The following is a 14,096-nucleotide window of genomic DNA, read 5'->3' as shown; positions in this document are numbered from 1 at the left end:
GCCAAGCATGCTTTGCCTTGCCGGTTCTGAGTGCTATAGGGCACAGGATTTTTCAGAGAGGAAGGGACATCGCTCCCGCTGTCCCGCATAAGCTACGAGGCATATTCATGGCAAAGATCAAGGTCGCCAATCCGGTCGTCGAGCTCGACGGCGACGAGATGACCCGCATCATCTGGCAGTTCATCAAGGACAAGCTGATCCATCCCTACCTCGACGTCGATCTGGAATATTACGACCTCAGCGTCGAAAACCGCGATGCCACCGAAGACCAGGTGACGGTCGATGCTGCCAACGCGATCAAGAAGCACGGCGTCGGCGTCAAGTGCGCCACGATCACGCCGGATGAAGCCCGCGTCGAGGAATTCAAGCTGAAGAAGATGTGGAAGTCGCCGAACGGCACGATCCGCAACATCCTCGGCGGCGTTATCTTCCGCGAGCCGATCATCTGCAAGAACGTTCCGCGCCTGGTTCCGGGCTGGACCAAGCCGATCATCGTCGGCCGTCATGCCTTCGGCGACCAGTACCGCGCCACCGACTTCAAGTTCCCGGGCAAGGGCAAGCTGACGATGAAGTTCGTCGGCGAAGACGGCAAGGAAATCGAATACGACGTCTTCGACGCACCGTCGGCCGGTGTTGCCATGGGCATGTACAACCTCGACGATTCGATCACCGAATTCGCGCGTGCTTCGTTCAACTACGGCATCCAGCGCAAGGTTCCGGTCTACCTCTCGACCAAGAACACCATCCTCAAGGTCTATGACGGCCGCTTCAAGGACATCTTCCAGAAGGTCTTCGAGGAAGAATTCGCCGAGAAGTTCAAGGAACTGAAGATCTGGTACGAACACCGCCTGATCGACGACATGGTCGCCTCCGCCCTGAAGTGGTCCGGCGGTTACGTCTGGGCGTGCAAGAACTACGACGGCGACGTGCAGTCGGACATCGTCGCCCAGGGCTTCGGCTCGCTCGGCCTGATGACCTCGGTTCTGATGACGCCGGATGGCAAGACGGTCGAAGCCGAAGCTGCCCACGGCACGGTTACCCGCCACTACCGCCAGCACCAGAAGGGCGAGGAAACCTCGACCAACTCGATCGCCTCGATCTTCGCCTGGACCCGTGGCCTCGCCCACCGCGCCAAGCTCGACGGCAATGCCGAACTCGCGAAGTTCGCCGACACGCTCGAGAAGGTTTGCGTCGACACCGTCGAATCCGGCTTCATGACCAAGGACCTGGCGCTGCTCATCGGTCCCGATCAGCCCTGGCTCTCGACCACCGGCTTCCTCGACAAGATCGACGAGAACCTGCAGAAGGCCATGGCTGCCTGATCGGCGCCAGACACGTCGAAAAACAAGGAACCCGGCCATGCGCCGGGTTTCTTTTTTACCAGCACCGTCTTTACCAGTACCGTCGCTCAGCTGGTCTCCGCGGCGGCAACCCCTTACGGGAACGACCGATGATCTCATTCAGACCGATGCTTGATAGCGAATACCCGGCCTATCTCGACTATTTCATTCCGGACTACGCCATTGAAATTTCGGCTAACTACGGTTTTTCCGACGCTGACGCGCTGGTGCAGGCAAGACGTGAAATCGCACAAGATCTGCCGCAGGGCGTGAAGACGCCGGGCAACGTGCTGCTCTGTGTGATCAATGAGACCGATTCCAGCCTCATAGGCTACCTCTGGTATAGACCAGACCTCGCCGGCCATTCGGTCTTCATCAGCGATTTCCACATCCTTGCCAGCCAGCAGGGGCAAGGTTTCGCCAAGCAGGCCCTCAATGCACTCGAAACCGAGCTTTCAGCGAAAGGCTTTAAGCAGATAAAGCTGCGTGTCGCCGAGAACAATCGACGTGCCAAACACGTCTACGATGTCGCAGGTTTTCGCGTTACCGGCATCAATATGAGCAAGTTGATCAAGCCTTGCGGGCCGTGAGGGGCGAAAGCCGACGGCTCAATAGCATTGCGATTGCTGGCCACGGATGTACCGGCACTGCAAAACGGCGGACGAAGAGAGGTCGGCTCAGCCGGCCTTCTTGTTTGTGTGGCCGGATGTCTGCGCCTGGATCGGCAGGTGCCATCAGGAAAAGGCCGACAAGGCTTGAAACCTTGTCGGCCGTTCAGAGGTGTTCCACTTCGCCGATCGCAACCGATCACCGACGTCTTGCAAGCCTCACTTCAGCGGCAGATAGATTTCGCTCAACAGCTCCGTCGGCGCCACTTCGCGGGGATTGTTGAGATATTTCTCGAACATCAGGCTGTCGCGGATCTCACGGCCGGACTGTGGCAGCCAGGTGCCGTAGAGCCATTGGTACGCGTTCGGCATATCCGCATAGGGACCCTTGTGGCGCAGCACGGCGTAGCGGCCGCCGTCAAGGTGCTGCTGTGTCAGGGGCGTCTCCACCGGCATCTGTTCGCGAGCGCTGACGCAGGCGAAGGAGCGCAGCTTGTCGGTCGGCACCAGTTCGGGGTCGTCGAGGTAGATGCCGATCATTTCCATGTCCGGCCGGAACAGTTGGCGCGAGAACAAGGTTCCGTAGAGCGTCTCGAACGCCCGCCCGATCTCCATGTAGGAGCCGCTATGGGCGACGCCGACGAGGTCGAAGGCCTCGACCTCCTTGAGGGTGACTTCATACATATCAGGGATTCCTTCCGTTGACGCGGTTTCAAAGGCGACATGGCTGCCCTCCTTCCGGTAGCGCGCCGGCGGCAGCCCGTAAGCTCCCTTGAAGGTGCGGTTGAAGGATTGGAGATTGGGGTAGCCAGAGCGCTGCGCGATCTCTTCGACAGGAAGATCGGACTGGGCGAGATCGGCCGAGGCCCGCTGCAGTCGCAGCCGCTTCACGGTTGCGGCCAGCGTCTCGCCATGGACCGCACGATAGATGCGGTGCCAGTGGTGCGGCGATAGACAGGCGATCTCGGAGAGACGATCGAGGTCGAGATCGCCGTCGAGATGGCCATAAATGTAGTCGCTGACCCTGTGCAGGCGCCGTTCATAGGTCGCCCACGCTACCCGATCGTCCATGTCTACCCTTTCGCGCTTTGCTCACGGATCTGTAGACCATAGATCAATTTGACAAATCCTGCGGACTTCTCCGGCGTACCGCCACAATTTTGCAAGCGCCGCGACTCAAGCTAGCTCTATGTTATTGCCGTCTTGCAGGCTCCGCCCGGAATCCACCGGATACGGAACTCTTCTGGCCGAAGGCCCAGCCGATGACCGATACTCTTGTTCCGAAGATCGTGAGCGTTTTCACTGAAGGATATGACGGCGCCCGCCTGCGCGCCGACGCGATCGCCGGCCTCACTGTCGCAATCGTTGCCTTGCCCCTGTCGATGGCGATCGCCATCGCATCGGGCGTCACGCCTGATCGCGGCCTCTATACCGCCATTGTCGGCGGCTTTCTTGTCTCCTTCCTCGGCGGCAGCCGCTCCCAGATCGGCGGTCCGGCTGGCGCCTTCATCGTGCTGGTCGCTGCCACGGTCAATCGCCACGGCGTCGACGGTCTCCTGCTGGCGACGATGATGGCCGGGGTGATGCTGATTGCTGCCGGCTATTTGCGGCTCGGCAAATACATCAAGTTCATTCCTTATCCCGTCACCGTTGGCTTTACCGCCGGCATCGCGGTGATCATCTTCGCAAGCCAACTGCGCGATCTTCTCGGGATCACGCTTGAGGGCAATGAGCCCGGCCCCTTCCTCGACAAGATCACCGCCCTCGCTGCCGCGATCGACACGATCAACCCGGCGACCGTGGCAACCGCGGCACTGACGATTGCTGTTATCTTCGCCCTGCGCAAGCTGAGGCCGCATTGGCCGGGCATGCTGATCGCGATCGCCGTCGCGTCTGTCGCCGTCGCCCTGTTACACCTGCCGACCGAAACGATCGGCACCCGCTTTGGCGGCATCCCCGGCGGCCTGCCGAGGCCGGCGCTGCCGCCGTTATCCTTCGACCGGGTCGCTGCGGTCTTCCCGGATGCAGTTTCGTTCGCGCTGCTCGGAGCCATCGAATCCCTGCTTTCCGCCGTCGTCGCTGACGGCATGACCGGCCGGCGTCATCGCTCCAGCGTCGAACTGATCGGCCAGGGCATTGCCAACATCGGCTCGGCACTCTTCGGCGGCATCTGCGTCACCGGCACCATCGCACGCACGGCGACGAATGTGCGGGCCGGCGGCACCAGTCCGGTGTCGGGCATGCTGCACGCGGCTTTCCTTCTCGCTTTCATGCTCGTGGCTGCTCCACTTGCAAGCTATATCCCGCTTGCAGCCCTTGCCGGCATGCTTGCGATCGTCGCCTGGAACATGGTCGAGAAGCCGGCCTTCATGGCGTTGTTGCGATCGTCAGGCGGCGATGCCGTGGTGCTGCTCGCCACCTTTGCCATCGTCGTCTTTCGCGATCTGACCGAAGGTATCGTCGTCGGCTTCGCGCTTGGAGCCGTTCTCTTCATCGACCGTATGGCCAAGAGCATCGCCATCGGCAAAGCGAAGCGCCCAGGATCCAGCGCGGAAGAAAATGGCGCCGAGGAACATCCCGTTGCCGCCGACGACCCGGATACGGTGATCTATCACATTTCCGGCGTCTTCTTCTTCGGCTCCGCGGCAACTGTTGGCTCGGTGCTGGACCGGATTGCCGACCAGCGCCGCAACTTCATTCTTGATTGCAGCGACGTGCCTTTCATGGATTCAACCGCGGCTAACGTGATCGAAGGCACCGTCCGAAAGGCCGAACGGACCGGCGTGCGCTTCATCGTTACCGGCGCCTCGCACCAAGTCCGGCGCATGCTGGCGAGCCACGACGTGCACGAGCCACGTGTCGCAACGTTTGCGTCCATCGAACTTGCTCTCGACAACATCCGCGGTGCGACGAAAGAATAGAGAATTCAGAGCGATGCCGACGTTTTCTAACAATTTGAGGACATCGAACAAAAAAGGGCGCCGAAGTGGCGCCCTTCTAGTTTCTGTCTTTGACGGTTACCCGGCCAGTGCAACGGCCACGGCCTCGATGGCTTCGGCCGCCTTCTCACCATCCGGACCACCGGCCTGGGCCATGTCAGGACGTCCGCCGCCACCCTTGCCGCCGAGCGCGGCTGATGCGACGCGAACGAGGTCGACGGCGCTGAGCTTCGAGGTCAGATCGTCGGTGACGGCCACGACCGCACTCGCCTTGCCATCGCCGGACACGCCGACGAAAGCGACGACGCCAGAGCCGAGGCTCTTCTTGCCGTCATCGGCAAGGCTCTTCAGATCCTTGGGCTCGACGCCCGAGACGACCTTGCCGAGGAAACGAACGCCAGCGATGTCGCGGGCTGCGTCGGCGGAACCCGCCTCGCCGCCACCGCCGAGCGCCAGCTTCTTCTTGGCTTCGGTCAGTTCGCGTTCCAGCTTGCGGCGTTCGTCGAGCAGCGCCTCGACGCGGCCGAGCACGTCGCCCGGCTGAACCTTCAGCGTGTTGGCGAGTGTCTTCACGCGCTCGTCCTGCTCGTTGAGATAGGCGCGTGCGGCTTCGCCGGTCAGCGCCTCGATGCGGCGAACGCCGGCGCCGACTGCGCTTTCCGAAACGACACGGACGAGACCGATGTCACCGGTGGCCGACACGTGGGTACCGCCGCAAAGCTCGACGGAATAGGCGCGGTTGGCCTTGGAACCGTGAATGCCGCGGCCCATCGAGACGACGCGCACTTCGTCGCCATACTTCTCGCCAAAGAGTGCCATCGCGCCTTCGGCGATCGCATCGTCGACGCTCATCAGGCGCGTGGTCACCGGCGTGTTCTGCACGATGATCTCGTTGGCCATTTCCTCCACGATCTTCAGCTCTTCCGCCGTCATCGGCTTCGGATGCGAAACGTCGAAGCGCAGGCGTTCCGGGGCTACCAGCGAGCCCTTCTGGGCGACATGGGTGCCGAGCACTTCGCGCAGCGCCTCATGCAGCAGGTGGGTTGCCGAGTGGTTGGCGCGCAGGCGCGAGCGGCGCGCATGGTCGACGTCGAGCTGCGCGGCGTCGCCGGTCTTCACCGTACCTTCAGCAACGGTCGCGAAATGAACGAAGAGCCCCTCGCCGCGCTTCTGCGTGTCGGTCACGACAAGCTTGCCGGTTTCGGTGGTGATCGTGCCGGTGTCGCCCATCTGGCCGCCCGATTCGCCGTAGAACGGCGTCTGGTTGAGCACCACCTGGACCGTGTCGCCCTTGGCTGCCGAAGCGACGACGGCGCCGTCGCGCACGATCGCCTGGATCACGCCTTCGGCGGTCTCGGTGTCATAGCCGAGGAAGTCGGTGGCGCCGTGCTTTTCCTTGAGCTCGAACCAGATCGTCTCGGTCGCCGCTTCGCCCGAGCCGGCCCAGTTGGCGCGGGCTTCGGCCTTCTGGCGCTCCATGGCGACAGAGAAGGCGTCGGTATCGACGGTGATGCCCTTGGCGCGCAGGGCGTCCTGGGTCAGGTCGAGCGGGAAGCCGTAGGTGTCGTAGAGCTTGAAGGCGGTTTCGCCGTTGAACTGGTCGCCTTCCGAGAGATCGGCAGATGCGTCCGAAAGCAAGTTCAGACCGCGCTCCAGCGTCTTGCGGAAGCGGGTTTCCTCAAGCTTCAGCGTCTCGGAGATCAGCGCTTCTGCGCGCATCAGTTCCGGATAGGCGCGGCCCATCTGGCCGACCAGCGCCGGCAAGAGCTTCCACATCAACGGATCCCGGGCACCGAGCAATTGCGCGTGGCGCATGGCGCGGCGCATGATGCGGCGCAGCACGTAACCGCGGCCTTCGTTCGACGGCAGCACGCCGTCGGCAATCAGGAAAGCGGACGAACGCAGATGGTCGGCAATGACACGATGGCTGGCGCGCTGGTCGCCCTCGGCCTTGACGCCGGTTGCTTCCTCGGAAGCTGCGATCAGGGCGCGGAAAAGGTCGATGTCGTAGTTGTCGTGCTGGCCCTGCAGCACCGCTGCCAGGCGCTCGAGGCCCATGCCGGTGTCGATCGACGGACGCGGCAGGTTGACCCGCTCTTCCTTGGTGATCTGCTCGTACTGCATGAAGACGAGGTTCCAGATCTCGATGAAACGGTCACCGTCCTCGTCGGCCGAGCCGGGCGGTCCACCCCAGATATGGTCGCCATGGTCGTAGAAGATTTCCGAGCATGGGCCGCAGGGCCCGGTATCGCCCATGGCCCAGAAGTTGTCGCTCGTCGGAATGCGGATGATGCGGTCGTCGGAGAAGCCGGCGATCTTCTTCCAGAGATCGAAGGCTTCGTCGTCGGTGTGGTAGACCGTGACCAGCAGGCGCTTGGCGTCGAGGCCGTATTCCCTAGTGATCAGGTTCCAGGCAAGCTCGATGGCGTTCTCCTTGAAGTAATCGCCAAAGGAGAAGTTGCCGAGCATTTCGAAGAAGGTGTGATGGCGCGCGGTGTAGCCGACATTGTCGAGGTCGTTGTGCTTGCCGCCGGCGCGCACGCATTTCTGCGCGGTCACGGCCGTCGAATAGGGACGCTGTTCCAGGCCGGTGAAGACGTTCTTGAACTGCACCATGCCGGCATTGGTGAACATCAATGTCGGGTCGTTGCGCGGCACCAACGGGCTCGACGACACGACCTCATGACCGTTCCTGCGGAAATAGTCGAGAAAGGTCGACCGGATTTCATTCACGCCGCTCATCTTGCGTCCTATTCTAAAGCACCGATTCCGGCCCGGATCCGGCATCTGCCGCGCCACTAAGCCATTGTCCTTAAACCCCGTGGCCATCCATGATGGCCACGCCCTCCAACGCCCTCGGTCGCCGGAACCAAAGGCTTTTATCGTTCACGTATCATACTGTCCAGACGGCAGCAAAAAACCGGCCGTCATAGGACGACCGGTTCTCCGGAAGCTTCAGTTCCTGGTGTTTCACGCCTCGGCGGCGTCGTCGCTGCCGTCGTCGGGTTCCGGGCCGCCGTTTTCGAGGAACCGGTCGGCGATCAGGCCGGCGTTCTGGCGCAGCGCCGTCTCGATCTCACGCGCCAGGTCCGGGTTGTCGCGCAGGAACGTCTTGGCGTTCTCGCGGCCCTGGCCGAGGCGCTGGCTGTTATAGGAGAACCAGGCACCGGATTTCTCGACGATGCCGGCCTTGACGCCGAGATCGACGAGTTCGCCGGTCTTGGAAACGCCTTCGCCATACATGATGTCGAACTCGACCTGCTTGAAGGGCGGCGCCATCTTGTTCTTGACGACCTTGACACGGGTCTGGTTGCCGACGACCTCTTCGCGCTCCTTGACCGAACCGATGCGGCGGATGTCGAGGCGGACCGAGGCGTAGAACTTCAGCGCGTTGCCGCCGGTGGTGGTTTCCGGCGAACCGAACATGACGCCGATCTTCATGCGGATCTGGTTGATGAAGATGACCATGCAGTTCGACTTGGAGATCGACGCGGTCAGCTTGCGCAGCGCCTGGCTCATCAGGCGTGCCTGCATGCCCGGCAGGCTGTCGCCCATTTCGCCTTCGATTTCGGCGCGCGGCACAAGCGCTGCGACGGAGTCGACGACGAGAACGTCGATCGCACCGGAGCGCACCAGCGTGTCGGTGATCTCAAGCGCCTGCTCGCCGGTGTCCGGCTGCGAGATCAGGAGGTTTTCGAGATCGACACCGAGCTTGCGCGCATAGATCGGATCGAGCGCGTGTTCGGCGTCGACGAAGGCGCAGATGCCGCCCTTCTTCTGTGCTTCGGCGATCGTCTGCAGCGCCAGCGTCGTCTTACCCGAGCTTTCCGGGCCGTAAATTTCAACGATGCGGCCCTTCGGCAGGCCGCCGATGCCGAGCGCGATGTCGAGGCTGAGAGAACCCGTCGAGACGGTTTCGATCTCGATGATGCTGTCCTTCCCACCGAGCTTCATGATCGATCCCTTGCCGAACGACCGTTCGATCTGGGAAAGTGCCGCTTCAAGTGCCTTGCTTTTATCCACCGATTTGTCCTCTACGAGCCGCAAAGAGTTTTGTGCCATTTGGTCCACCTTTAGGTTATTGAAGCTACCGAGGCAATGAAGCCGCCGCAGGAGTTTTTGTACATGTTTTGTTCCGTATTTGCAAGAGCAGGACAATATATTGAAAAACAATGATTATCTTGGTTTCGTTCTTTTCATGTTCACGGGATTGAAACCATAGGTTCTCAAATGCGCGCAGTACGTCTTCAAACCTGCCCCTCAGGGCTTGGCCGATTCGCCTGAGACGAAGAGATCGGGCGCATGGGTCCTTGGAATTTGGACCTCGGCCATTGCAGAAAGCCAACAGATATTTCGGCCGATGGGCCAAGCAGAGGAACATTCATGACGGAAGCTGAAATCGCCGTCTTCGGCGGAGCGCATATCGACAGGCGCGGCCGCATATCGGGGACGACCGCACCGGGTTCCAGCAATCCCGGCACCTGGTTCGAAGAGGCTGGCGGTGGCGGCTTCAACGCGGCCCGCAACCTTGCGCGCCTTGGCCATGGCGTGCGCATGATCAGCACTCGCGGCGGCGATGCCGCCGGCGAGATGGTGACGGCGGCGGCGGCCGCAGCAGGGGTCATCGACAGCCCCCTCACTTTTCTCGATCGCCAGACGCCGAGCTACACCGCGATCCTTGAAAACGACGGCAATCTGGTGATCGCGCTCGCCGACATGCAACTCTACCGGCTGTTCTCGCCGCGACAATTGCAACGCCGGGCGCTCCGCGATGTCGTCGCCACGAGCAGGCTCGTGCTGACGGACGCCAACCTGCCGGAGGAAACGATCGCCGCGCTGGTCCAGTCGGCCGCGGGCAACGGGCGCCTCGTCGCCGGCATTGCCGTTTCGCCCGCCAAGGTCATCCGCTACCGGCCGTGCCTCCAGCATCTCTCCTTCCTGTTCATGAATGAATCCGAGGCACGGGCGCTGACCGGCAAGGACGCGGCCGAGGCGGAAGCATGGCCGGCGCTTTTGAGAAGCGCGGGCCTCAATGGCGGCGTGGTCACACGCGGCGGCCGCGCGGTCGTCGCCTTCGATGGCGACAGCATCTGCGTTGCCGTTCCGCCGGCGCTCCCGGCACTGGCCGACGTCACCGGCGCCGGTGATGCGCTTGCCTCCGGCTTCCTCTCCGCGCGCCTCGCCGGCTGCAATCTGACCGAGTGCCTGCGGCACGGCATCGCAGCCGCCGGAATCACATTGCGCTCTCCCTTGGCCGCATCCGAAGAGATGTCCGCGGCCAATCTCGAACAGGCGCTGGCTCTTGTGCCCACGCCCCAAATGCTGTCATGACAATTGCCAGCAGAACTCCCAAGGAAAGACCATGACCAAACCCGCTTCTCCCTCCCTGCCGATGGCATATTCCGACGAGGTCGCAGCCGCCAAGGCGCGTGGCGCGCCGATCGTGGCGCTGGAATCGACCATCATCACCCATGGCATGCCCTATCCCGGCAATCTGAACATGGCCCGCAGCGTCGAAGCGATCATCCGCGAACAGGGTGCCGTGCCGGCAACGATCGCCGTCATCCATGGCGTGCTGCATATCGGCCTTGATGACGCCAAGCTCGAGGAGTTGGCGAAGACGGAAGGTGCGATGAAGGTCTCGCGCGCCGACCTCGCGTTCGCGATCGCCGAGCGCCGCACGGGCGCAACGACCGTTGCCGCGACGATGATTGCCGCTGCCCGCGCCGGCATTCGCGTCTTTGCGACCGGCGGCATCGGTGGCGTGCACCGCGGCGCCGAACTCAGCTTCGACGTCTCCGCCGACCTCGACGAACTTGCCCGCACCGGCGTCATCGTCGTCTGCGCCGGCGCCAAGGCGATCCTCGACATTCCGAAGACGCTCGAAGTGCTCGAAACCCGCGGTGTCCCTGTCGTCACCTACGACAGCGAAGTCTTCCCGGCCTTCTGGTCGCGCGACAGCGGCCTCAAGAGCCCGCTGATGCTGAACAGCCCGGCGGCGATCGCCAACTTCCAGAACATGCGCGAACTGCTCGGCGTCGACGGCGGCATGCTGGTAGCCAATCCGGTGCCGGAAGAAAGCGAAATCCCGCGCGAAGAGATGGAAATCTACATCACCCGCGCGCTCGACAATGCCGAGAGCGACGAGATCACCGGCAAGGCCGTCACGCCTTACCTGCTCGACAATCTCTTCCACATGACCGAAGGCCGCAGCCTCGAGACCAACATCGCGCTGGTCGAGAACAATGCGCGCCTTGCCGGCGAGATCGCGGTCGCGCTCAACGCCAAGTAATTCCTATAGGATAACAGACGAAAAAGCCCGGCACGCAAGCGCCGGGCTTTTTCATGTCCGACTTCCACCGGCTGATGATTTCAGTGTCAGATCGCTGATCTAGGAGTCGAGCATTTCGCGCACGGAGACTGCGAGCTGCTTCAGCGAGAACGGCTTCGGCAGGAAGCCGAACTTCGCGTCGGCCGGCAGGTTGCGGGCAAAGGCGTCTTCGGCATAGCCGGAAACGAAGATGAACTTCAGGTCCGGGTACTTTTTGCGCAGCTCGGTCAGCAGCGTCGGTCCGTCCATCTCCGGCATCACCACGTCCGAAACGACGATATCGACCGCACCGTCGAGCTCGTCCATGATATCGAGCGCCTCGACGCCGGAGCCCGCCTCGTAGACTGTGTAGCCGCGCGTTTCCAGCATGCGCTTGCCGCCGCGGCGTACCGCCTCCTCATCCTCGACAAGCAGGACGACGGCTGAATCCCCGGTGAGATCGGCCGGCTCCTCGGTCTTTGCCGCCGGTGCTGCAATCGCCTGCGCTACCCGCGCCGGAGCCGCCTCCGCCGTTGTTGTCGCCGCCAGATTGGTCTCTTCGGCCACTACCGGCACCTCGATGTGGCGCGGCAGCAGGATGCGGAAGGTGGTGCCCTTGCCGACTTCCGATTCCGGATAGATGTAACCGCCCGACTGCTTGACGATGCCATAGACCATCGACAGGCCGAGACCAGTGCCCTTGCCGACTTCCTTGGTGGTGAAGAACGGTTCGAAAATCTTGTCGAGGATCTCCGGCGGTATGCCGGTCCCCTGGTCGGCGACCTCGACCATCACGAAATCGTCGTCCGGCAACTCGCGTCGTCCGAAGGACGCAACCTCGGCAGCGGGCAGGTTGCGCGTCCGAAGCGTGATCGTGCCGCCCTCGGGCATTGCGTCGCGGGCATTGACCGCCAGGTTCAGCAGCACCTGTTCGAACTGGCCGAGATCGGTCTTGACCGGCCAAAGATCGCGGCCGTAGTCCACCTCGACCTTGACGTTGGTTCCGGTCATGCGGTCGACCAGCATGCGCAGGTCGCCGATCACATCCGTCATATTGAGCACCGTCGGCCGCATCGTCTGCTTGCGCGAGAAAGCGAGCAATTGGCGCACAAGCACCGCAGCGCGGTTGGCGTTGCGCTTGATCTCCATGAGATCGGCAAAGCTCGGATCTGCCGTACGGGCCGACAGAAGCAGGTGGTCGGACGACAGCAGGATCGCCGTCAGCACGTTGTTGAAGTCGTGCGCGATGCCGCCGGCGAGCGTGCCCACGGCGTTCATCTTCTGGGTCTGCGCCATCTGGTTCTCGAGCGCCTTCTGCTCGGTGATTTCAAGCGCATGGATGATTGCCGCTTCCTCTGGCGACTGATCGCTCTGGTCGATCACGGCGTTGATATAGAAGCGGAAGTGGCGCTCGCCATCCTTCGGGTGCAGCGCATCGATCGGCGCGATGTCACCCTGCCGGTCCTTGGCTGCCGCCAACGCCTCGTGCAGTCGGCCCTTTTCGGTTTCGTGCACCACGGCTTCGATCAGCGCCCCGCGCTCGACGTCGTCCTGCGAGACGAGGCCGGAGAAGAGCTTCAGGAACGGCGCGTTGGTGCGCAGAATCCGGCCATTGCCATCGACGGAGGCGATCGCCATCGGCGTATTGTTGAAGAAGCGGGTAAAGCGCATTGCCGCGCTCGACGCCGATTGCTCGTTGTCCTCGCCGCCTTCGCGCGACATGACGATGGTGCGGCTTTCGCCGGGTGCCCCGTCGCGCGTCGAGGAGACCCGGTGGATCATGCGCACCGGCAGGCTCTGGCCGTTCAGCTTGCGCAGATCGAGGTCGAGCATCTTGGTTTTCTTCAGGCCAGGCTCCGCCTGCACGGCCTGAACCAGCGTCAGCCCCTCGCCGGCCACCAGGTCGCCGATGCTGATCGACCCCGGCTGGAACTTGGTCAGGTCGATGCCGAGCCAATCGGCGAGCGTGGCATTAATGTAGAAGATCTCGCCCTTGCGCCCGGCAGAGAAGAAGCCGGCCGGCGCGTGGTCGAGATAGTCGATCGCGTTCTGCAGTTCCTTGAAGAAGCGCTCCTGGTCGTCGCGCTCCGCCGTAATGTCGGCAATCTGCCAGAGATAAAGCGGATTGCGCTCGCTGTCTTCGAGCGGCAGCACCCGCGCCTTCAGCCGGAACCAATGGGCGCCGGAGCCGCTGGAGGTGCTGGTCGCGAGCGGCTTCAGCAGGCGGAATTCCTCATGCCCCTGCTTGCCCTCGTGTAGACCGTTCGTCAGCCGATAGATCGCTTCCGTCGCCTCGCGATTGCGCGATAGGATGGTTTCCAGCGACTGGATGCCGGCGGCGCTCTTGGCACCCGTCAGCGCGCCATAGGCGGCGTTGGCGTAGATGATCCGGCCCTTGCGGTCGGTGACGATCGTGCCGTCCTCATGGGCATCGAGAAAGGCGCGCGCCAGTTCGTCCGGGCGCGACTGCGGCATGACCTCGATGAAGCCGATGACGGAGGAGACGAGGAAGAAGATGCCGACCATGGCAAGAACGCCGAGGATGCCGAGAACGATCTCGTTTTCCATCTCGTTCTTGAAGATCACGAAGGCGATGGCTGACACGGTGAGGACGATCGCGAGCAGAACGATCCGCAGCACGGTGCCTGGCCTGACGCCACGGTCAACAACCGGCATCTGGTAGTCGCCTGACTGCCGCAATTTCGTCATCGGATCCTCTTATGCGGCCGGCACCGCGCGCGCGGGCCGGCACTTCCGGCCGGTATCCGCGTAATCCGCCGGGCGAAATCGGTCATTCCCGATAGGCCCTCGATCATTCGGACAAGAATCATCTTTAACAATCAGAGATAACAGCAAAAAGCACCTCTGCGGAAGCATTGCAGCCAATTCACAGGGAATG

The 14,096-nt window shown here is 62.4% G+C and carries 9 protein-coding genes; 5 read left to right on the top strand and 4 right to left on the bottom strand.

Going from position 1 to position 14,096, the window contains the following annotated elements:
* The first annotated feature begins 107 nt into the window (after nucleotides 1-107).
* Together ASE60_RS06480 and ASE60_RS06475 are read left to right on the top strand one after the other, a co-directional pair.
* Entirely contained in the window at nucleotides 108-1,322 is a 1,215-nt protein-coding gene (locus ASE60_RS06480) for an NADP-dependent isocitrate dehydrogenase (protein ID WP_057248926.1), read from the top strand.
* 128 nt (nucleotides 1,323-1,450) lie between these two features.
* Nucleotides 1,451-1,930: a GNAT family N-acetyltransferase gene (locus ASE60_RS06475; protein WP_057248925.1), complete on the top strand. Its 480-nt coding sequence runs from the start codon at nucleotides 1,451-1,453 to the stop codon at nucleotides 1,928-1,930.
* A 237-nt stretch (nucleotides 1,931-2,167) separates the two neighbouring features.
* On the opposite strand, the gene ASE60_RS06470 is transcribed toward ASE60_RS06475, so the two are convergent.
* Nucleotides 2,168-3,019 (bottom strand): GyrI-like domain-containing protein, encoded by an 852-nt coding sequence (locus tag ASE60_RS06470; protein WP_057248924.1) that lies wholly within the window; start codon nucleotides 3,017-3,019, stop codon nucleotides 2,168-2,170.
* 191 nt (nucleotides 3,020-3,210) lie between these two features.
* Here ASE60_RS06470 and ASE60_RS06465 point away from each other — a divergent pair, with 191 nt between their 5' ends.
* On the top strand, nucleotides 3,211-4,869 hold the full coding sequence (locus tag ASE60_RS06465; protein ID WP_057248923.1) for a SulP family inorganic anion transporter: 1,659 nt from the start codon (nucleotides 3,211-3,213) through the stop codon (nucleotides 4,867-4,869).
* Between the two features lie 96 nt (nucleotides 4,870-4,965).
* Here the strand turns inward: ASE60_RS06465 and alaS are convergent, their stop codons facing one another.
* Entirely contained in the window at nucleotides 4,966-7,629 is a 2,664-nt protein-coding gene (gene alaS / locus ASE60_RS06460; RefSeq protein WP_057248922.1) for an alanine--tRNA ligase, read from the bottom strand.
* A 228-nt stretch (nucleotides 7,630-7,857) separates the two neighbouring features.
* Nucleotides 7,858-8,949 carry a recombinase RecA gene (gene recA, locus ASE60_RS06455; RefSeq protein ID WP_057248921.1) on the bottom strand — a complete coding sequence of 364 codons (1,092 nt, stop codon included), beginning with the start codon at nucleotides 8,947-8,949 and terminating at the stop codon, nucleotides 7,858-7,860.
* Between the two features lie 321 nt (nucleotides 8,950-9,270).
* On the opposite strand from recA, the gene ASE60_RS06450 reads away from it, so the two are divergent.
* Nucleotides 9,271-10,218 (top strand): carbohydrate kinase family protein, encoded by a 948-nt coding sequence (locus ASE60_RS06450; protein ID WP_057248920.1) that lies wholly within the window; start codon nucleotides 9,271-9,273, stop codon nucleotides 10,216-10,218.
* Between the two features lie 31 nt (nucleotides 10,219-10,249).
* Nucleotides 10,250-11,179, top strand: coding sequence for a pseudouridine-5'-phosphate glycosidase (locus ASE60_RS06445; RefSeq protein ID WP_057248919.1), 930 nt, complete (start codon nucleotides 10,250-10,252; stop codon nucleotides 11,177-11,179).
* A gap of 99 nt (nucleotides 11,180-11,278) precedes the next feature.
* Here the strand turns inward: ASE60_RS06445 and ASE60_RS06440 are convergent, their stop codons facing one another.
* Entirely contained in the window at nucleotides 11,279-13,906 is a 2,628-nt protein-coding gene (locus ASE60_RS06440; RefSeq protein ID WP_057248918.1) for a PAS domain-containing sensor histidine kinase, read from the bottom strand.
* Between the last annotated feature and the right edge of the window lie 190 nt (nucleotides 13,907-14,096).

The sequence above is a fragment of the Ensifer sp. Root278 genome (genome assembly GCF_001429285.1).
In the GTDB taxonomy this organism is placed as follows: domain Bacteria; phylum Pseudomonadota; class Alphaproteobacteria; order Rhizobiales; family Rhizobiaceae; genus Ensifer.
The sequence above is the reverse complement of the archived record's forward strand: the minus strand, read 5'-3'. Positions and strand labels throughout refer to the sequence as shown.

Coding starts and splice junctions, on each gene's coding strand:
- ASE60_RS06480 (WP_057248926.1), top strand. CDS start 108: ATGGCAAAGATCAAGGTCGCCAATCCGGTCGTCGAGCTCGACGGCGAC.
- ASE60_RS06475 (WP_057248925.1), top strand. CDS start 1,451: ATGATCTCATTCAGACCGATGCTTGATAGCGAATACCCGGCCTATCTC.
- ASE60_RS06470 (WP_057248924.1), bottom strand. CDS start 3,019: ATGGACGATCGGGTAGCGTGGGCGACCTATGAACGGCGCCTGCACAGG.
- ASE60_RS06465 (WP_057248923.1), top strand. CDS start 3,211: ATGACCGATACTCTTGTTCCGAAGATCGTGAGCGTTTTCACTGAAGGA.
- alaS (WP_057248922.1), bottom strand. CDS start 7,629: ATGAGCGGCGTGAATGAAATCCGGTCGACCTTTCTCGACTATTTCCGC.
- recA (WP_057248921.1), bottom strand. CDS start 8,949: ATGGCACAAAACTCTTTGCGGCTCGTAGAGGACAAATCGGTGGATAAA.
- ASE60_RS06450 (WP_057248920.1), top strand. CDS start 9,271: ATGACGGAAGCTGAAATCGCCGTCTTCGGCGGAGCGCATATCGACAGG.
- ASE60_RS06445 (WP_057248919.1), top strand. CDS start 10,250: ATGACCAAACCCGCTTCTCCCTCCCTGCCGATGGCATATTCCGACGAG.
- ASE60_RS06440 (WP_057248918.1), bottom strand. CDS start 13,906: ATGACGAAATTGCGGCAGTCAGGCGACTACCAGATGCCGGTTGTTGAC.